The 20,246-nt window shown below is 47.8% G+C and carries 18 protein-coding genes; 2 read left to right on the forward strand and 16 right to left on the reverse strand.

What is annotated here, in order from left to right; genetic code table 11:
• Window positions 1-48 precede the first annotated feature (48 nt).
• The 3 genes from QZZ36_RS10325 to QZZ36_RS10335 all read right to left on the reverse strand — a co-directional run bounded on the left by QZZ36_RS10325 (window position 49) and on the right by QZZ36_RS10335 (window position 3,572).
• Entirely contained in the window at window positions 49-549 is a 501-nt protein-coding gene (locus QZZ36_RS10325) for a GNAT family N-acetyltransferase (protein ID WP_295081130.1), read from the reverse strand.
• Entirely contained in the window at window positions 546-2,069 is a 1,524-nt protein-coding gene (gene xylB, locus QZZ36_RS10330) for a xylulokinase (protein WP_295081133.1), read from the reverse strand. Before xylB ends, QZZ36_RS10325 begins: the two co-directional genes overlap by 4 nt.
• A 162-nt stretch (window positions 2,070-2,231) precedes the next feature.
• Complete coding sequence (locus QZZ36_RS10335; RefSeq protein ID WP_295081137.1) at window positions 2,232-3,572, reverse strand: hypothetical protein; 1,341 nt, start codon at window positions 3,570-3,572, stop codon at window positions 2,232-2,234.
• Between the two features lie 186 nt (window positions 3,573-3,758).
• Between QZZ36_RS10335 and QZZ36_RS10340 the strand changes: the two genes are divergently transcribed.
• On the forward strand, window positions 3,759-4,271 hold the full coding sequence (locus tag QZZ36_RS10340; RefSeq protein ID WP_295081140.1) for a VanZ family protein: 513 nt from the start codon (window positions 3,759-3,761) through the stop codon (window positions 4,269-4,271).
• A 51-nt stretch (window positions 4,272-4,322) separates the two neighbouring features.
• Here the strand turns inward: QZZ36_RS10340 and QZZ36_RS10345 are convergent, their stop codons facing one another.
• The 12 genes from QZZ36_RS10345 to QZZ36_RS10400 all read right to left on the reverse strand — a co-directional run bounded on the left by QZZ36_RS10345 (window position 4,323) and on the right by QZZ36_RS10400 (window position 17,715).
• Complete coding sequence (locus tag QZZ36_RS10345) at window positions 4,323-5,543, reverse strand: winged helix-turn-helix transcriptional regulator (RefSeq protein ID WP_295081145.1); 1,221 nt, start codon at window positions 5,541-5,543, stop codon at window positions 4,323-4,325.
• 234 nt (window positions 5,544-5,777) lie between these two features.
• Window positions 5,778-6,707, reverse strand: a complete 930-nt coding sequence (locus QZZ36_RS10350; protein WP_295081149.1) for an AEC family transporter — start codon at window positions 6,705-6,707, stop codon at window positions 5,778-5,780.
• A gap of 1 nt (window position 6,708) precedes the next feature.
• Window positions 6,709-9,372, reverse strand: coding sequence for a YfhO family protein (locus tag QZZ36_RS10355; RefSeq protein WP_295081152.1), 2,664 nt, complete (start codon window positions 9,370-9,372; stop codon window positions 6,709-6,711).
• Window positions 9,373-9,481: 109 nt separating this feature from the next.
• Complete coding sequence (locus QZZ36_RS10360) at window positions 9,482-10,408, reverse strand: hypothetical protein (protein WP_295081155.1); 927 nt, start codon at window positions 10,406-10,408, stop codon at window positions 9,482-9,484.
• A gap of 161 nt (window positions 10,409-10,569) precedes the next feature.
• Window positions 10,570-11,055 (reverse strand): hypothetical protein, encoded by a 486-nt coding sequence (locus QZZ36_RS10365; protein WP_295081158.1) that lies wholly within the window; start codon window positions 11,053-11,055, stop codon window positions 10,570-10,572.
• 161 nt (window positions 11,056-11,216) lie between these two features.
• Window positions 11,217-11,633 (reverse strand): Fur family transcriptional regulator, encoded by a 417-nt coding sequence (locus QZZ36_RS10370; protein WP_295081162.1) that lies wholly within the window; start codon window positions 11,631-11,633, stop codon window positions 11,217-11,219.
• An 11-nt stretch (window positions 11,634-11,644) separates the two neighbouring features.
• The gene (locus tag QZZ36_RS10375; RefSeq protein ID WP_295081165.1) at window positions 11,645-12,199 is read right to left on the reverse strand and encodes a hypothetical protein; all 555 of its coding nucleotides are present in this window, start codon (window positions 12,197-12,199) and stop codon (window positions 11,645-11,647) included.
• Between the two features lie 108 nt (window positions 12,200-12,307).
• The gene (locus tag QZZ36_RS10380; RefSeq protein ID WP_295081168.1) at window positions 12,308-12,949 is read right to left on the reverse strand and encodes a hypothetical protein; all 642 of its coding nucleotides are present in this window, start codon (window positions 12,947-12,949) and stop codon (window positions 12,308-12,310) included.
• A gap of 10 nt (window positions 12,950-12,959) precedes the next feature.
• A complete protein-coding gene (locus QZZ36_RS10385) occupies window positions 12,960-15,239 on the reverse strand; it encodes a Tex family protein (protein ID WP_295081171.1) in 2,280 nt (759 codons plus the stop codon).
• Window positions 15,240-15,286: 47 nt separating this feature from the next.
• On the reverse strand, window positions 15,287-16,291 hold the full coding sequence (locus QZZ36_RS10390) for an alpha/beta fold hydrolase (RefSeq protein ID WP_295081173.1): 1,005 nt from the start codon (window positions 16,289-16,291) through the stop codon (window positions 15,287-15,289).
• Window positions 16,292-16,377: 86 nt separating this feature from the next.
• On the reverse strand, window positions 16,378-17,145 hold the full coding sequence (locus QZZ36_RS10395; RefSeq protein WP_295081175.1) for an MmcQ/YjbR family DNA-binding protein: 768 nt from the start codon (window positions 17,143-17,145) through the stop codon (window positions 16,378-16,380).
• Between the two features lie 3 nt (window positions 17,146-17,148).
• Window positions 17,149-17,715: a 3'-5' exonuclease gene (locus tag QZZ36_RS10400; protein WP_295081177.1), complete on the reverse strand. Its 567-nt coding sequence runs from the start codon at window positions 17,713-17,715 to the stop codon at window positions 17,149-17,151.
• Window positions 17,716-18,003: 288 nt separating this feature from the next.
• On the opposite strand from QZZ36_RS10400, the gene QZZ36_RS10405 reads away from it, so the two are divergent.
• Complete coding sequence (locus QZZ36_RS10405) at window positions 18,004-19,539, forward strand: dockerin type I repeat-containing protein (protein ID WP_295081179.1); 1,536 nt, start codon at window positions 18,004-18,006, stop codon at window positions 19,537-19,539.
• A 45-nt stretch (window positions 19,540-19,584) separates the two neighbouring features.
• Here QZZ36_RS10405 and QZZ36_RS10410 read toward each other — a convergent pair.
• The coding region (locus tag QZZ36_RS10410) for an alpha/beta hydrolase-fold protein (RefSeq protein WP_295081181.1) at window positions 19,585-20,246 on the reverse strand (662 nt) is incomplete at its 5' end.

Genomic DNA, 20,246 nt, shown 5'->3' on the forward strand with positions numbered 1-20,246 from the left:
ACACCCTCACAATTTCCAAAGGCGGACAGGAAGTCCGCCTTTGTTGTTTTATTCAATATGAAGCCTTACAAACAATGCTTCAAAAACTTTTTTCCCGTTTTCACGCGAATACTGACCTGTATACTCCTTTACGAATCCGCATTTTTCAAGAACTCTGCCTGAAGCAACGTTGTCCTTGGCATAAAATGCCGTAAAATCATGAGCTCCGAGCTTGGCTGCCGCCCAGTCAAGAAGTCCGTGTACTGCCTCTGTAGCGTATCCTCTGCCCCAGAAGCCGCGGTTTATATTATAGCCTATCTCATAAGCCCTGTCCTTTCCGGACCATTCAAGGCTTATATCGCCAATGACCTTATCTGTTGCTTTCAGAACGATCGCATACTTGTCATTATCCGCTATCCATTCCTCTATGCGCTGCCGAACCTCTCCGACACTTTCATCGCATGGATAAGGCATGAACCTGTTGACCTCAGGATCGGAACGCCATTCAAAGACGTCCTCCGCGTCGCTCAGTCTGAACGGACGGATAAAAAGTCTTTCAGTATTTATCACAGTGTAGCAAGCTTTGCGTACTGAGCCTTGAGTGCGGGATAGATCTCTCTGTAAAGCTGATAATACTTCTCATACTCCGGAACATTCTCAGCCTTTGGAGCCTGTACCTTGTCAGTCTTGATGATAGCGCCGCAAGCCTCCGGAACGCTGCTGTAGATCCCTGCGCCAACGCTTGCAAGAATAGCAACACCAAGCGCGGGACCTTCCTTTGAAGCAACAGTCTTTACGTTGCAGTTGTAGAGGTCAGCCAGCATACTTCTCCAGAGGGGTGATGAACCGCCGCCGCCGCAAGCCATCATATCGCTTACGTTTACGTTCATCTCACGGAACACCTCAACGCAGTCGCGGAGAGAATAAGTAACGCCTTCCATAACGGCACGGAGCATATCCTTTCTGGTATGGATAGCTGAAAGTCCGAAGAACACGCCTCTTGCATCAGGATCAAGGTGAGGAGTTCTCTCGCCCATGAGGTATGGGAGGTAAAGAAGTCTGTTTGCGCCTACGGGAACTGTCTCAGCCTGCTTGTCCATGAGGTAGTATTCGTCAACGCCCATGAGCTTTGCTGTTTCCTTCTCAGTCATGCAGAAATTGTCTCTGAACCACTTGAGTGAAAGACCCGCGCCCTGAGTAACGCCCATAACGTGCCATGTATTCGGTACGGCAGCACAGCAGGTATGAACTCTGCCCTTCTTGTCGATAGATATATTTGAGGTATGAGCGAATACAACGCCCGATGTACCGATAGTTGTGAAAGCCTTTCCGTCCTCGACAACACCTGTACCTACAGCAGCAGCAGCATTGTCACCAGCGCCGCCTACTACGATAGTACCCTCGCAGAGACCAAGTGTCTCAGCCATTTTCTTTGTGAGAGTACCTGTTACCTCACAGCTCTCATGTACCTTGCCCAGCCAGCTCTTGTCGATGCCGAATGCGCTGAGGAGCTCGTCCGACCACTTGCGGTTCGGAACGTCAAGGAGCTGCATACCTGAAGCGTCCGATACTTCTGTTGCGTACTCTCCTGTGAGGATAAATCTGAGATAATCCTTAGGGAGAAGGATATGAGCCACCTTTGAGTAGATCTCAGGCTCGTTGTTCTTTACCCAGAGGATCTTTGCAGCTGTCCAGCCTGTGAGGGCAGGGTTGGCAGTTATCTCAACGAGCTTGTCTCTGCCGACGATACGGTTCATTTCCTCTACCTCGGCAGCAGTTCTCTGGTCGCACCATATAATTGAACGGCGGAGCACGTTGTTATCCTTGTCGAGCATAACAAGTCCGTGCATCTGTCCGGAAATACCGATACCCTTAACGTCCTCCTTCTTGACGCCGCTCTTTGCCATAACAGCCTTTACTGTCTCGATCATTGCGTTTGCCCAGTCTGCAGGCTCCTGCTCAGCATAGCCGTTCTTAGGCTGATACATGGGGTATTCGATCGTTTTTGAAGCGATAACGCTTCCCTTCTCGTCGAAAAGGACAGTTTTTGTACCGCTCGTACCGCAGTCAACACCAATTACATATGCCATAAATTTGCACTCCTTTTGAATATTTACAGGGTGCCTCCCCTGCATTATTGTTCTCTAAATGATAATATCCCTGATAAACTTGGTGAATATATTCAAAAAGCGCCGCGGCAGCTCCTGCATACGGAGGAGTATCTGTGTCCACAGCGCCCCTGATATCCTGTTTTATTTAAGAAGGTCCAGTGAGAATTTCCTTCCGGCATTGTAATAGTCTTCAAGCTCAGCCACATAGTAACGGAAAACCACCTTGCTCTCGGTTATCTCCTTCACTTCTGTCTGATTTTCGGAAGCTTCATTCTGACTGCTGCTGTCAGCGTCCCTCTCATCCTCGTCTTTTTTCTTTCCGCCGGTATGCTTATGGATAACGATGGACATAACATCGCCGCTGTCAGAAACGCCGAGATCAGCAAGCTGAGCGTCACTGAGAGTATTGAGCATCACCGTATGGTTCTTCTGTACGTTGAAGTAGGTTATTCCCGTAGGGGGATCCACATTCTTGCTGTTGAAGTATTTCAGAGCTCTCGGCTTCATTTCATTGAAGTACATTATTTCGCCGGGCTCGCTGCCGTTTTTCTTGATGAGCTCGTCCGAGGGATCCTTGACATAGTATCTTCCGTCAGCGTCCTTGCCGATCCCGAAGAAATCCAGCTGCTCCGCATTGAGCTCGTCGATATACACAGGTCTTACGTCCGAGGCAGTCTTACCGAGGGCAAACTTACGGCTTGCCGAAAGATCTGTGAGAGTGAGCTTGTTGTCATAGGTAAAGCCCAGCTTTTCCAGCTCAGCGTCCGTGACTGTTACCTCTATCCTGTCAGAGATCGAGTTATAGTAATTTGTGATGTCCTGACGCTTCTGAACGTCCCAGCTGACGTCTATGCTGTCCACGGAGGGTCTTGAAATATAGACTATATGCTCCATATTCTTGAGTCTGAATGTGGCGAACGAATTGCTTATATCGGTATTATTGGGTTCAACATATATAGCCGTGCTGCCGTCAGAGCTGTCAGATGTATTGACTATCCTGTATCTGTAGTCGCCTGAGGGTGAAACGCCCTTTGCTATCTCGTCCTCCTCCACTGAAGCCACAAAGAATGATGTGAACATGAAATAGCCCAGTGCGGCAAAGATATACATAAGGAGTATTATTGTGGCAAGAGCGGTCTTTATTCCCTCGCCCGCGCCGGAAAGGAGAAGTATAACTATTCCTACGGCGATTATAGGGATTATCATTCCCCATTCACCGAAATAAAGAAGCACCACCGGAAGCATTGCCGGCAGTATGATGAAGCTGCATATCCTCGTGATCATCTGTTTGCGGGTATACAGCATTACGATGATCGCTGCGAGTGATAAGCCTGAAAGAACCAGGCACAGCGAAAGACGGTCCTTTATTTCAATGGTGTAAAAAATCGAAAGATAGCATAGTCTGATGACAAAGTATGTATAAACAAGACTAAGTACAGACACTACTCTCTTGGTCCAGACATTTGCAAATAAACTTTTCATTATTGCCTCCGAAAATATTATATCTATATAAAAGCTATGCGGCTTAAAGTCACACACAATATATTATATCATTTTTATTCTCATGTTACAAGATATTTTTTGAAATTTTTCCGAAAAAACTTTTTCTTTACAAAACTCCGCAATAATTGTATAATATAAGGAGCAATATTTGAAAGGAATCGGTTTATGACATCAAACAAGAAAAAGCCAGGCAGATTGCAGACAGTTTTCCTGATACTGACGATAGGGCTGATGGTTACGATATTTCTTCTGTCGGCTCAGGACGCGGACACTTCTTCAGACACCAGCAGCACTCTGACAAGGATATTCGTGAAGATATTCTTCCGTGATTATGACAGCTCATCACCTGAAAGGCAGGCAGAGCTGTGGGGAAAAGCGTCCTTCATCGTCCGCAAGCTGGCTCATTTCTCAATATATTCCGCTCTGGGCTTCTGTGCCTCCTTTACCGCCGGAAAAAGAAGGCTCTTCTCTCTGAAAAGCCTCTGTGTTGTATTATTCGGTTTTATCTACGCCTTTTCCGACGAATTCCACCAGCAGTTCGTAAAGGGACGCTCCTGCGAATTCCGTGATATGATGATCGACACAGGGGGAGTCGTCACCGGAATGGCGGCTTCATTCATCGTTATGCTCATCGCTGTATATATCTCCGGAAAGCGAGATACAGAAACCGGTCACTGACAGCAAAAAAGCCATAAAGAAGCCTGCGCTCCTTTATGGCTTTTAAATTTTTTACTGCATTCCGCCTCTTACATAGAAGTTATCCTGAATGATAAGGGCGCAGCCGCCGAGGAAATTGTTCTTTCCGTCGAGCTTGCTGAGAACCACTCTGTCCGCGATCTCCTCGCTGACAAGGCGTATCATCTCACGCTTGCAGTAGTCAAACTGCTTCTCATTGAGTTTGAAGTTATGAAGAACTATCTTCTTTGCAAAATGGCTTATAGCAAGATTGTTTATCAGTACAGTATACTTCGCGATCAGATCGTCAACCACATTCTTGACAGCTTCCTCGCCTCTCATAAGAGCCATGAACACGTTATCGGTATTGATAGCGGTCTTGTCGCCCTCTGTCAGCTCATAGAGCACAGGCGTCTTGTCCTTGGAATATATCTCATAGAATGCGTTGAGCATAGCATTTCTTGAAAGCTCAGCCTTTACGGAGCCGTTAGGATAGCCCTCGTAAGCCTTGCCGTTGGGACATACGATATACCTTTCTATAGTCGATGTATATGACACATAGTCGGCTGAAAGCTCATTCTTGTTGATTATAGCGAGATTCACCTGATTGCCATTGTGGATGAACGCCTGATTGGTCTGATATCCGTTCAGTGTTCTGAAATCGTTGCTCGCAAGAGCCATAAGACCGATAGCGTTTCCGCAGTGTATCTCAAAATCGAGACCGCCTGACAGCTTGTCGATAAAGTTTGTGAAATCAAGTACGCCGTCCTTGTAGAATATCTTGAGCTTGCCCCACATTGAAGGAACCACGCCTACGCCGAGACCGAGTATCTTGTCCTTTGTAAGAGCGCTGTTTTCTACCATCTCATTACTTGTCTTGATTATGTAATTGATGATATCCTTGCTTGTGGTCCTGTCGTCAATGACCATGCTTGCCTTGTCGAGCACCTCCGAATTAAGGTTTGTAAGACCGATGCTTACTTCCTTCTCATCAACGGTAGCGCCAAGTGCGAAACGGCTGTTAACATTTATATCAATGAGGATCTTTCTTCTGCCCTTCTGAAGCTTCTCTGTATTAACTGGAGCTTCACCGATCTCGACGAGAACGCCCTCCTCGATCATTTCATTTGTGATGATTGTTACAGCAGCTCGTGTGATCTCAAGTGCACTTGCCACATCGACTCTGGAAATAGGTCCTGATTCTCTTATTACCCTGAGAATCTGCATTCTGTTTCTTCTTTTCAGATCAAGCTTACTAATACCTCTTTTTTCCATACAACAACAACTCCATTTCTTCTTGATTAGGTGTTTTACGTGAAGTCCGTACTGTACAATCTACATATCCCCATAGATAATTAAACCATCTCTCTTGCTATAACTGACCGTATAATTTTATTCATTTATTGTCAACTCATTCTTCTTTAACTTATTTATATTATAACACATTATTATTAAAATTCAAACATTTTAGTGCGATTTTCTATAAAATCAGCGTTTTTTACAAACATTTTATAGTATTTTTGTTAAATGTTCCGTAGTTTGAACTATTAGCGGCAGGGTAACCACAGATAGTATAGTTCCTGCGGCAAAAATTTCCGATGCGTATATTGAGTTTTTTCCATAGCGCAGACTCAGGAGCGTACACATGGTAGCTGGAGGCGCTGCCGAAGCGATCAGAACAGTCATTCTTACCGTCTCGTCCACTCCTGTCAGAAGAGCCAGGGGAACGGATATGATAAACGGCACGATTAACAGCTTCAGCAGGCAGACATAGTATACGCGGTAGTTTTTCAGCATTTTCGGCACGTTTGTTCCCGCTATGGTCACACCGGAGACTATCATCGCCATAGGAGTATTGACCTCCCTGATAAGTCCCAGAGCCTCAGCAGCCGGTCCCGGCAGCCTGAAACGCAGGAAGAACGTGACCATTCCGAGAAAAATCGCAATGATAGTAGGCGAAAAGAACACCTTTATCACCTGCCTAAAGTCCTTCTCGCCGGATATGAGTATAACTCCGTGAGTCCATACTATCAGGTTGAAAACCGTTATATAGGCAGTAAGATAGAACACTCCCTCGTCCCCGTATATGGCGTTGACAAGGGGTATCCCCATGAAGCCGCAGTTGGAGTACACCGCCGAGAACCGCTCTATCTCCGACTCTCTCCCCTCCTTCCTGCGGACAAAAACGTAGGAAAGCGCTATCGCAAGCCCAATAGTACCGAGTGCGATAACAAATGTCAGCAGAAGGTTCCTGACCAGTTCGGTGCGGTAATCTGTCTGATATGACATGAATATAACAACAGGATTTATGACCTGAAGAACGAACTTTGACAGGTCCTTGTTCGAGGACTTGCTTATAAGCCCTGTTTTAGCGCACAGAATGCCCACTCCGATCAGAATGAGCATGATCGCGGTCTTATATAATATAGTTGACGCCATATTAACCTCCGAACAAAAGTTTAACGATATTTACTTCCAGCCATGCCACCGGAGCCGCGATGTAACACGCACATATTGTCACTATGCTCAGCAGATACAGTGTTTTTTCAGCTGCAGCGCCGGTCTTTCCGGGATCCCGTTCCTTTTTCAGTACTATCAGCAGCAGTATGAACAGCACAGCTCCGGCTGCGGATACAGCTGCTCCTGTTTTCATTCCCACAGGCAGAAAGCTCATTTCCACTGAACCTCCGCCCTCAGGCAGCTCCACAGCCATGAAAGCGCCAAGAGCACGTATCACCGGAGCTTTTTTCCCGTTCACCTTACAGCTCCAGCCCTCGGACCACGCAACAGGGATATACAGATATCCCCCGATTTCTGCTGATACCGTGAGCTTTCTGCCGTTTATCTCTGCCGGAGCTGTACGCGCAGAAGCCGCCAATGCCTCCGACAGATCAAGATCGTACAGCCATAGTCCGAAAGATGTGACTTCAAAGTCCTTCAGTACCTTTACGGTCACCTTGACGTCCTCGTTTTCAAATGTACCGAGGTCGATTATACCGTTGCAGGCTCCGGAAGGGTAATTACTCTGCAGAAGCCTACCATTTACAAAGATATCTGCTGAGCCGTAGTATTTTTCATCAATATTTGTGGAATAGCAGCCGAAAATGTCAAAATACAGTTCCTTTCTGCCGTCGGCGTGAAAGCTGTATTCAAGCTGCGAGACACTGTCAGACAGCCTGCTGACTCTGGTTTTTCCGTCCTTTTCACTTATGCCTGCACCCTTGAAGGAGTCCGGGGAGAGCTTCTGTACCAACCCGTGACCGCCGAAGAGCTTTTCAGCGACAAAGCCGGAAGCTTCCACACGCTCATACTTTTCAAGATCAGCCAGTTCCTCAGGTTTTACCCCGGAAACAAGGGCTCCTCCCAGCACATTCGGATCGTTATACACAGGAAGTCCGCCGCTGAGTTCATAATTCTCATAAGCCCTGCATCGTCCCTGAGGGCTGCCGATAATATACTTGTTCAGCAGCAGCTCGTCGATAATGAGAGTACCGCCTGAGGAGGTGGTATCGAGCCAGTGTGACGAATAACCGAGCCGTTTCAGTGTAAAAAGGAGATCACAGTCTGTTAGGGAGGTATAGTGACTGAGGGAATACCTGCCGAATCCCTCCGCATAGTTTGAATAATAGTATTTTTTTCCGGATTTGACACGTACAAAGCCCTCGTCGGGTATTGCCGAAAAGGCTTCAGCAGTCCTTGTAAAGCCGTAGGTGCTGTCATAGAGAGCATCAACATTGACCCCGAAGCTCAGCAGGCTCTCGCATATCATGACAGCAGCAGCCGTGCAGACAGTAAACGCACGGGATATACGTCCGGAGCAATAGTTCCTTATGCAGAGCAGATACGCAGCAGCAGCTGCTGCGCCCACAGCCGTCAGAACAAGTCCGTCGTCAGTGCTCACCCACAGGCTGTTCACATAGGAACTGAGATGGCTGCGGAAAAAGTAAGCCGTTACCGCCGCAGCCGCAGATATAAGAGCTGCTGCCGATGTCACGGCATACGCCGGCTTTTCAGCCTTTCTGCCGTCAGCGGAAGCTATGAGCTCACCGCTGAATGAAAACATCAGCAGTATAACAATAAAGCCGTACCTAAGCGGATATGCCTGATAGCTGCCGGTATGCAGCAGCTTGTTAGTGGGATCTATGAAGGCTCCCGCCAGGGATACAAGACCGCTCACTGCAAAGAGCAGCATTTTTCCGTTCTTTATGCTCCTGCGGAAAATAACGGCAAATACCGCGCCTGCCAGGACAAGACCGCTTCCTGAAAGCAGTGCCGCCTTGTCAAAAACATTCTCAAAGAACCAGCCGCCGAAATACACGCTTCCAAGGGAGTTACCGCGTCCGGACGAGCTGTACTGCATAAATGCAGGTATCCATACCACACCACTCAGAAGAGCAGCGCACACATCTCCCGCGATGAGTCTGAGCGCTCTGCTGCCTCTCTTGCCGGAGTCGCAGCAGAGATACAGGGCAGCTCCGTCGAACATCACAAGAAAAGCCGCTATCATAAAGCTTATGTAGAAGTTAAGCAGCATACACACTGCCGTGCAGACAGTATATGCTCCCCATTTTCCGGTTTCAAGCAGTCTGAACAGGGATATCAGCAGCAGAGGGAATACTGTCATCATGTCGAGCCACATATTGTTCTGATAGTACATCATGACGTAACCGCTGACCGCATACATCACCGATATTATTATTCCGAACACATCAGGGAGATCAGGTATGACTTTCCTGAAATAGAAACCGGCAGAAACAGCGCAAAGGGCTGCCTTTATGACAAGGAGGATATTCATGAACCAAATCATGTCACTGTTATCGACCACAAGCGACAGCAGTGACAGAGGCGATGAAACAAAGAACAGAAAAACGCCGTAGAAGTTCATAACACCGCCGCCTCTTCCGAGGAAAAGCGAACCGTCACCGAAAGCGGTCTTGAGCTCCATGAGCAGCGGCACGTACTGCTGGTCCATATCGCACCACACTACCGACCTCCCACCGAAGGGGTAAAAGCCGTGCAGCGCGTAGAATAACAGAAAGAGCAGAGCTGCAGCAGCTCCCGCAAACAAAGGAGAAAATGCTCCCGGTATTTTTTTAGGTCTCATGATCTCCTCCTTTCTGAACATTCATTTGAACGACAACCAGATTATTTTACCACATTTAACAGGAATAGTCAATAAAAAATCCGAAGCATTTCTGCTCCGGATCTTATTTTTAGTCTTCGTAATACGAAAGCTTGTCAGCAGGATAAGGAATGACCTTCCAGCCATCGCCCTTTACCTTTACCACGCAGATAGAACTCTTGTCGTACTTGGCGTCGCCGTCCTCGTCCTTGCACTTGGTCTTGACCTGTATCTCATAGCCCTTTGTGACTCTTATATCGTCGTCATCAGCCTTGTACTTCGCGCATAGCTTCTCAAAGAATGTCTCTGCCCTGCCGAGCTCGGAATTCTTGAGCTTTTCCTTATTTGTGATCTTATAGAACTTAGGCAGGCTCTCCTTGTCGTCGAGTTCATCGATCATATCCTCTACCATGTCGTTGTAATTGTCTATCATTTTCTCAAGCTTGTCGTCCTTCTTGAGCTCCTTTATCACGCTCTTGGGAAGTGTGAGGGAATACATGGACTTTGCGCCGTGCTTATCATAGGTAGCCTTTACATACTGCTTGACAGCGCTCTTTGCTCCGCCGCCGGAACACAGTGCTATGATAAGTACGAGAAGAAGCGCGGCAATGATCCCGGCAATTATATATACCGTACCCTTGCTGTTCTTCATGCTGCCGGGGAGCTTTTCCGCAACATCGCCGGCGATATTGTCTGCCTTCTTTGCAGCTTCTTCAGCCTTTTCCTTGACCTTTTCAGCAGCCTCAGCAGCGTCGCTTCTTGCTTCGTTTACTGCCTTTGCAGCCTTGTCCTTTACATTTTCAACAGCCTCAGCAGCGCTGTTCTTTGCGTCCTCTACCTTATCCTGAATGTTTTCAGCAGCATTCTCAGCCTTTTCCTTTATGTCCTCAACAGCGTTCTCTGTTTTTTCCTTAACTGTTTCTGCAGCCTCCTTGACCTCGCCTGCGCTCTTTGCAGCATCGCAGTCGCAGGAAGCGCCGTCAGGAATGTACTTTCCGCAGTATTTACAGTATGCCATATAAAATACCTCCAAAAACAAAAAATATTCTAATAATCATTGTATCATATCCGCACATTTTATGTCAAGCAAAATTACTTGTTTTTGATAATACCTCCCTGTTTTTTCAGCAGTTTATACAAAAGAGCATATTGCTCCTCAATGCACTTTGAAAAATGCCCTTATCCCTGTTTTTTCAATTGTCTGCCCGCAGTTATATATGATACTGCAAGCGAAGCCGCAGGGACCGCGGAAGGCGGAAGCATTGCCAGCAGCTTTCCGGCAGACAGAGCCTTTGCGGAAGTTCCAGGATCTATCAGGTTATAGTATTGCAGAAAAGGTCCGTTGATGAGCTTATGCAAGCCATAGAACTCAAAACCGCCGTTCCCTGCTGAGAAACAGAGCAGCAGCCAGCTTATCAGCGGCACAGCAGTCACAGCTGCGGCAGAAAGAGCAAGCGCTTTATTCTTTTCCGCGTTGCTCCTGTTTTTGTTACGTTCAGCCGCTTTTATGCCATAGTCAGCCATAACGGCAACAAGTATCAGCACCGTGCATACAAGGCATATGAACCTTATAATACTTTTTGCCGATACTGCAAATGTCATATTTATGAAAAGGCTGAAGAGCTCCGCAGCGGCATACCTAAAAAACGACGTTCCTGTATTCATATTCCCTCCATTGAAAAAGCAGACCGCCCTGACGGTACTGCGCTGAATAGTGAAAAATATAAAGGGCATAATATCCACGGAGGTGATATCATGCCCGAAAGACCTGAAGATGATGTTAAAATATACATTCCAAGGGATACCTCGGAAAAAGCTTCTCAGGGTCAGTCCTTGCCCCTGCAGTCGGAGCAGCGTCCGTAGAAAACAGTCTGCGAATAGTCTATGGAAAAATCATGCTCCTCTTCGATATGGCGCGTGATATCCGCAAGGTGTTCGCAGTCAAGATGTATCAGCCTGCCGCAGCCAAGACATTTCAGATGGAAATGGCTGCGGCACTGCTCTTCATTTTCGATATACTGATAGCAGGCGCAGGTCTTTCCGTCGAAAGCATACTTGCGGACAAGCCCCTGTTCAACAAGTCTGTCGAGCTGTCTGTAGATAGTTGCAACTCCCACAGAAGAGCCCTCAGCTGAGAGATAGGCGCTTATTTCCTGCACATTGGTATGCTTTTCCTTGTTTTTCATCAGATATTCCAGCAGTTTTTCCTTCTGCTTCGTATTATATCCTGAATCCCTTTTCATCTTTTCCTCCGTCAGCCGGTTATGACCTTCCAGCCTTCATCGTTGAGCTTTATCACCAGAACAGTATCTGTTCCGGCTTTTTCACCGTTGTTAAGATACGAGTAATTGACCTCATATCCCTCTTTTACATCGAACTGATCCTCAGTTATCTCCTCCACAAAAGGCGCACACATATTTTTAAGATAGCTCTTTACCGCAGTTATCTGCGTCTCGTTTATATCATGAGAATCTGTTATCTTATCAAATGTCAGCTTATCACTGTTCTCTCCGAACTGGCTTTCCTGTCCGATATTGAATTGTGTTATAAGCTTGTCATAGTCTCCCGACTCTTTCATCGCGTTGATAGCTTCATCAGGGTACATATACTCATAGAACACCTCGCCGCCTCCGAGAGAATAGGTGGCATTGAAGCACTCCTTCAGAGCTTCCTCATAGGATTCACCGTTCTGCATCTGCACCTTTGCATTGCTGTAAGACGGCTTATAAGGCTTGTTCTTGTGCTCACAGCCTGCAAAAGTGCAGAATACCGCCGTACAAATCACAAGAAGCATTGCTTTTGTTTTCATATTATTTCCTCCGTTTGTCTGTCCTTTTTTATTCCGATTATATCACTATTTATCACTGTTGTCAATGCAGGTCAGAACAAAGCCGCACTCTCAGTGCGGCGCAAAATGTTATTTCACTGATACTCCCGGAGCTTCGTCTGCCTTATGACAGCTGCTGTCCTTTTTTCCCGCAAGCTCCGCCTCATAAGCCGCAATAGCCGTCATGAGACCGGAACCCATGAATCTTTTTCCGTATTCGCTGACAACACGTTCAAAGCTTCCGCTCCTGCGCATTATATCGGCAAGGAGCAGCAGGATATCCGGCTTTTCCGAGAAATAAGCCCTGTGGCTGTCGAATATCTTTACCGCAGCCCTGCGGCACTCCACAGCCTTTTCGTCATTTTCCTCATCGTCATATGCCCATGCGGCATACAGGCAGGCTTTGAGAGCTTCATCATACACCTTGTTCTTTTCGCATACAAGGGACATTTTCATAAAGCTTCCAGAAAGGCTGTCATCGTACTTATTATAACTGCCGCTCTGAAGGTATTCCTTCGTGAACAGAACAGGTATCTCTATTGAAGCGTTGCAGTAGCCGCAGTGAGGGCACTTGCTCACCCAGTATTTTATATAGGAGCGGTGCGGCTCGCCGGGGCGCATATCAAGATCAGGAACGCTCCTGTCCGGTTCACACTCCAATATAACGGTCTGTGAGGACTTTTCTCCGCAGACCGCGCAGACAAGCTCCTGCTCCTCTGTTTTTATACTCATTTTCCGCTCCTTACTTCTGCTTTATACGGAAGCTGCTGTTATGGAGCTTTGAAGCGTCAAAGCCCTTGGGCTGACGATCCTCGCGCTTTCTGTTATTGTCATGTCTGCGTCCTGACTTCTGCTGCTTCTTCTCTTCTTCGTCGTTAAGGCGCATTGTAAGGGATATACGGTTCCTCTTGAGGTCAACGTCAAGTACCCTTACCTTTACTACCTCTCCCACCTTTACGGCTTCGAGAGGGTGCTTGATATACTTGCTGCATATCTGGGAGATATGAACAAGACCGTCCTCATGTACTCCGATATCTACAAAGCAGCCGAAATCGATAATATTGCGGACTGTTCCCACAAGCTCCATGCCGGGCTTGAGATCCTTTATCTCCATGACGTCACCGCTTCTGAGAAGAGGCGCGGGAAGCTCGTCACGAAGGTCGCGTCCCGGCTTTTTGAGCTCTCCGATGATGTCTGTGAGAGTGGGAACGCCTATTCCGAGGGACTTGCTTATATTGTCAATGCCGATGCTGTCGGCTTTTTCGTTTATGCCTGTTGCTCCGCCGCCTGCGATGTCAGCCAGTGTGAATCCGCACTCGCTGAGAAGTGATGAAGCCGCCTCGTAGCTTTCGGGGTGAACAGCAGTATTGTCAAGGGGATTCTTGCCGTCACGGACTCTCAGGAAGCCTGCGCACTGCTCGAATGCCTTCTTGCCCAGCTTAGGGACTTTGAGCAGTTCCTTGCGGTCTGTGAATCTGCCGTTCTCCTCACGGTAGGCAACGATATTCTTTGCCACGGAGGCATTGATGCCCGCGATATATGAAAGCAGTGAATGTGAAGCTGTATTGAGGTCAACTCCTACAGAGTTAACACAGTCCTCGACTACTCCGCCGAGAGCCTCGCTCATTCTTGCCTGGGGCATATCATGCTGATACTGTCCCACGCCTATAGCCTTGGGGTCTATTTTAACAAGCTCCGCAAGTGGATCCTGCAGACGGCGGGCTATAGATATAGCTCCTCTGATGGATACGTCATACTCCGGGAACTCCTCCGCAGCGACCTTTGAAGCTGAGTATACTGAAGCTCCTGCCTCGCTTACTACCATGTAACTTACGTCCTGAGGCACTTCCTTTACTATCTCTGCCGCAAAGCTCTCTGTTTCGCGTGAAGCTGTGCCGTTTCCGATAGATATCACGTTTACGTTGTATTTCTGTATGAATTCCTTGACCTTTTTCTTTGCAGCCTCAACTGCTCCGGCAGAGCCTACGGGGTAGATTATAGCAGTATCGAGTACCTTGCCTGTGCCGTCGATTACTGCCGTCTTGCAGCCGTGTGCGTATCCGGGGTCAAGACCGAGGATAATGCTGCTCTTTAGCGGCGGCTGAAGAAGCATCTGACGGAGATTCGCAGCAAATACCTTTATGGACTCCTCTGCTGCCTTTGCGCTCATCTCGGAGCGTATCTCACGCTCGATAGACGGGAATATAAGTCTCTTGTAGCTGTCTGCCGCAGCTGCTCTCACAAGCTCTCCGCAGGCATTGTTAGCCTTGATGTACTTGCCGAAGATAACGTCAGTGGCAAGAGTTTCGTCAAGAGTAACGGATACCTTCAGGAAGTTCTCCTTCTCGCCTCTGTCAAGGGCAAGAACTCTGTGGTTCGCCACCTTCGGGATTGCCTCGGAGTATTCGTAGTAGTTCATATATACGCTATCTGCTTCGGGGTCCGCAGCCTTTGATACCAGTTCTCCCTTTTCGCCTGCAAGGGCACGGAGCTTCTTTCTGATATCAGCGTCGTCGGAGATATCCTCGGCAATGATATCCATTGCGCCCTGCAAAGCGGTCTGAGCGTCGGTTATCTTCTTTTCCTCGTCGATGAAAGCCTCTGCTTCCTTTTCAGGCTCTGTGGAGTTATCCTGCTCCATTATCATAACAGCAAGCGGCTCAAGACCGTTCTCACGGGCGATACTCGCACGTGTACGGCGCTTGGGCTTGAAGGGACGGTAGATATCCTCGACCTCCACCAGTGTAACGGCAGCGCTTATAGCCGCTTCTATCTCCGGGGTCATCTTCTCCTGCTCGGTGATAGCGGCAGTTACCTCCTCCTTGCGCTTTTCAAGGTTGCGGAGATACATGAGCCTGTCATAGAGTTCACGGAGTATCTGATCATCAAGTGAGCCTGTCAGCTCCTTACGGTAACGGGCTATGAACGGGATAGTCTTATCGTCGTCGATAAGGGCAACGGTATTGTCTACCTGTTCCTGTCTGAGTCCGAATTCCCTGGCAAGTGTTTTATTGATATCCATAATTATTCCTTTCATCGCGGGCAGCTGCCGCACTCTGTTATTCTGTATTATTCCTGTACTGCTTCCTCAGGCTGAGTTTCCGCGGGAGGCTCTGCGGCAGCAGCTGCCGAATGCTTGTCATTCCAGCGGTCAAGCCATGAAAACAGCGTCTTGGCTATATCTTTATATACGTTTATACTGTTCTTTTCCATGAGCACATCATGGCGCATACCGTCAAAAAGCCTGTGGGATATGCTCTCGTAGCCCATTTTCTCCAGCCGGTTCACCGAGCGCATGAACTTCTTCTCCGAGATCATCGCCGGGTCCTCCTTGCCGGATATAAAGCGTATCGGCAGCGTGGTATTTGTAACCTTCCAGCCCCTTGACGAGCAGGACTGCTTCACCAGCCATATCAGCTCCTCATAGCAGTTCAGGGTAGGCTTGAAATTGCACAGCGGATCTTCATTGAACGCCAGTACCGCGTCCGCGTCGCTGCATCTCCATGAATTTATGGGATCTTCAAAAAACTGTCCGAAGCCGTCGTCTACGGCGTTGAATATCTTCTCGCTCCTGAAACGGCTTCCCGGTCTCTTGGCAGAAACGGAACTGATAGTCCTTGCCACCGGCGAGAATGAGCTGTGGCAGACAGTTCCGAGAAGAACTATACCGTCGAGGTCGCTGTCATGCTCCTTCAGGAAGCACCTTGCTCCTGCGGCACCCATACCGATCGCTATCATAAATACGGGAACTCCCGGATAGGCTTCCCTTATTCTCTTGTTGAACTGGGCGATATCGCTTATAAATCCCTCGCCGCCGTTTCTGAACATGAATCCGAGGTCGTCAGCCTCAACGATACTTTTTCCGTGGCCGCGGTTATCGTGTATGACCGTAATGAATCCCTGTTCGGCAAGATAGTCCATAAACGGATAATATCGTTCCTTGTGTTCGTTCATGCCATGAACGATCTGCACAATGCCATTCACCTCACCGGACGGCACTGCAAGAACAGCCGAGATCACAAGCTCATCAAAATCTGAGATGAACTCAAATTCTTTCAGATCAGCATTCAGCATAAAGTTCCTCCTGTCAAAAGCGGAAAATCAAGTTGTTACAAATGTTATTATATCACAGAGCGCCTGAAAATGCAACCATGCCGCTCTCAGCGTCCGGCGCATAATCCTTTAAGTTCACGGCTCAGCGTACCGGGCACTCCTCTTGCGCCGCGGACAGCTGTCACGCCAAGCTCCTTCATTCTTGAAAGGGGCATATCCTCAGCGCTGAATCGGTGCGTCAGCTTCAGTCTTGCCGCCTTTCTTATATGATAGCTCCCGTTGTCGTACTTATACGGGATATTTACTTCTTCAGCGATACACCTGTACATCACCGCGGATACCGGTGAAGCCATGTATATATAGACCGTATCTCCCGCGATGAAGTTTGCGGTCTGCTTCCATAGTATTGAACCGTCACGGCGGAAGTCCTGCTCAACGTCATACATTGCAGGCGCCGCAGGTATCAGCCATTCCTTTGTCTCCGTGCGCAGCTTTTTTTCTCCTGAGCTTTTTGAGGCAAGCTCGTGGCTCATTTCCAGCAGAGCCTTTATCTGCTCCATATCCACACTGCCGTCAAGGAGTACGGATATCCAGCTCTCCTTGTTCATATGATAAGCCGGGAATATCCCTTTCATGCCACAGAGGGATCCGGTCATCAGAGGACTGCACTTGACATTCACGATATCGACCTTTCCCAGCTCTGGGTGTCCGAGCTTGGAGCCATCAACGTCCATGACTATGGCATACCATTTATCATTATTGCTGCATCTCAGCACCGCACAGTCCGGCGTCCTTTTCCACAGGTACTCCGGTCTTGTGCCGAAGCGTCCGGCAGCCAGCTCAAAGAGCCTGTCTCTCATTTTCTTCTCCGCCATTATTCACTCCAGGTCCTGCCTGCGCATCTCGTCCCGCAGGCACAGGTAACAGGCGTTGCATATCTCGCAGTCCTTTTCCGCACGGTGAGCGCCTGTTACGGATATACCGTAATGATCCGCCACAGTAGTCTGTCTGCGATCCGGAAGAAGCGGCAGCACCTTCCGCGCAAAGCGAAGAACGTCCACAAAATCATTTTCAAGCAGTATACCGTGACAGCGCAGCAGATTATCGTATAGAAAATTTATATCGAAATTGACATTGTAGCCCATAAGGATATCATTTCCGGCAAACTCATAAAAATCCATTATTGCTCCGGAAATACAGGGAGCGTCGCTCACCATTCCGTCGTCTATGCCCGTAAGCTCGGTAATGAACGGGCTTATACGGTGTTCAGGCTTAATAAGGGTGGTAAACACCGCGTCCTTCCTGCCGCCGCGGTAACGGACAGCAGCTATCTCGATTATTTCGTTCTCTGCCGGATCAAGCCCGGTAGTTTCTATATCAACTACACAGTAATCCTCCGGGAAAGCGATCCTGCTCTTTCCCTTTCTGCGTTTAATACTGCTCACGCAAATTCTCCTTCCGACAGAATTGTAAGCAGACCTCATAAATATCTGCCCGTGAAAACCATACTTATTTATTATAATATACATGACGATAATTGTCAAATCAGCAGAGGGAAAAAGTCATCATATTTTCTTATATTTATTAACCTATATCTTTAGTTAAATAAATATAATTTGTAGATTTTCTACGAAAACTATTGATTTTTATTCAAAAGTGTTGTATTATATAAGTATAAGATAATCCGTCCACTTATAACCGATTTTTATAAAAGTATGAAAGGGGTACCCGCCATGAAGAAGTTAACCGCGGCTGCAGCTGCTATAGCAACTGCTCTGAATGCCGCAGCATTATCTGCAAATGCTATGTTTGAGAATGTTCCTGCCGGAAGGATCTGGGATGAGGAAATAGAAATGTTCCCTATGATGGAGAACGGTGACCTTGTTACCGACATCGACGGAAACGGTTCCTTCGATCTCAACGACTGCGCTCTGTTATACGGATATACATTATCCTACGAAACAGACGAGGCTATTGCCGAAAATATCGTATCCACAGGAGATTACGACAATAACGGCAAAGTTGACAGGAATGATGCAGAGCACCTTATCAGATTCTATCTTCTCAGAAACGGTCTGAAGATAAACGATCTGTCATCAGAATCATATACTGGCATAAATGCTCAGTATACCTTTGAACCCGATGTTCCATGCCACTGTGACCGCCAGTTTGAGCGTTCCCTCTCTGACGACTTCACCGACGAGCTGAGCATTCAGTCAAATTACCTCATGGCGTCATATCCGGCGTTCTGCGAGGCTGAGCTCAGCGGAAATATCAGCTGCGATGTAAACGGCGACGGCACTTACGACTACGCTGACCTGAACTACTTGTGGCTTTACGGCTATAACCATCACTTCTTCATGTTCAACAGCCTGTCCGACGAGGAAAAGCCTGCCGTTCCGGAGGAGATAACCGAGCGCTGCAAAGCAGCCTACGACTATGTTACCTCCGAGCTCAGGTGCGACTGGTTCTATGAGTATGCAGAAATGTACTGCATCGAAAAGAACGGAATCACCTCACAGCAGTTCGATGAAGCCTACTTTGACAGTCTTCTTGACGGTTCAGGAAAATTCGCCCTTGCAAAATGCCTAAAGTTCAATTGCGGCGAATGGCTCTCAGACAACGAGTATACAGAATACAACGGAGCATTGTTCAACAGAGAATTCACTGAATACTGGAATATGCTTGGATCAGGCGAAGTTCAGCTTCCCGATACGGATGGTGACGGAGTTATCGGCACTGCCGATCTTTTCAATACCATCATCTACAGCGAAGACCTCCAGTCAGGTTACGGTGCTGATGATTCGGTGCTTCCGGAAAATGTTAGGAAATTCTTCTCAGAGAACTGCGATATCAACGGAAACGGATTAAGCGGTGATATCCACGATCTGAAAATTCTTGATCTTGCTTACTCACTCGGAATGAGCGAGGAAGAAGCAGATGAGCTCTACAGCAACTTCCAGTGCAGTTACTCGGCATATATTGAAATGCTCGCAGACGCAAACGGCATTTCAGCTGTCAAGTATCATCCGGAAAAGCTCAGCCCTGCTTGTACTTCAGATGTTGACGTTGAGCGTTCAGGCGACGCAAACGGCGACGGCAATGTTGATCTCTCAGATGCGGTAGCGATAATGCAGGCACTTGCAAATCCCGATAAGTACCAGCTGTCATACGCAGGAAGATTCAACGGAGATGTGTGCAATACAGGCGACGGCATAACCGTTGGCGACGCACAGGCTATACAGGCAGGCCTTCTTGATCTTGAATAAAAAATCACAGCCGGCAGTTTTTATCGACTGCCGGCTGTTTTTTTATTATTCCGTTGCCTGGAACACACCTCTTACAAAGCAGTAGAGATGTGAATGTATCGAGTCGTCACCGTGGTGTCCGTTCTGTACAACGTGCCATACATGAGGTACGTTGTTCTTTGTGAAGTTGTTATGATATCCCTCAGGAGTATTCAGTCCGACAACGTCGTCCTGTGTACCGCCGGTTATCATTATGAGATAGGGGGTATCAGCGGCGCTGTTCCACTTGAATGAGCCCTGTGTGCCCGGTGCGGGACATATAGCTCCCACATATCCGAACTTGCTGCCGTACTTCATACCGATCTGGAGAGACTCGCGTCCGCCCATTGAGAAGCCGGTTACAGCCGTATTCTCTTTGCCTGTAGCTACGCTGTACTTGCTCTCTATATGAGGCATGAGGCTGTCAACTATATCGTCAACGAAGTTGTCGTAGCCCTCGTTTGAACCCTGATCAGCAAAGCCTGTAGCGTCGTTCATCGTAGCGCTTGTGAATACGAAGGGTACGACTACGATCATATCCTTTGCCTCGCCGGAAGCGATAGCATTGCCTATGATCTGCTGAGTATACATCTGACCGTTGCCCTGTGTAATCATACGGTTCTCGTTCTCGAAGAAGCCGTGAAGCAGGTAAAGCACGGGGTACTTCTTGCTTGAATCATAGTTTGCGG

Origin of the sequence: Ruminococcus sp. (genome assembly GCF_016287535.1) — a bacterium.
GTDB lineage: Bacteria > Bacillota > Clostridia > Oscillospirales > Ruminococcaceae > Ruminococcus.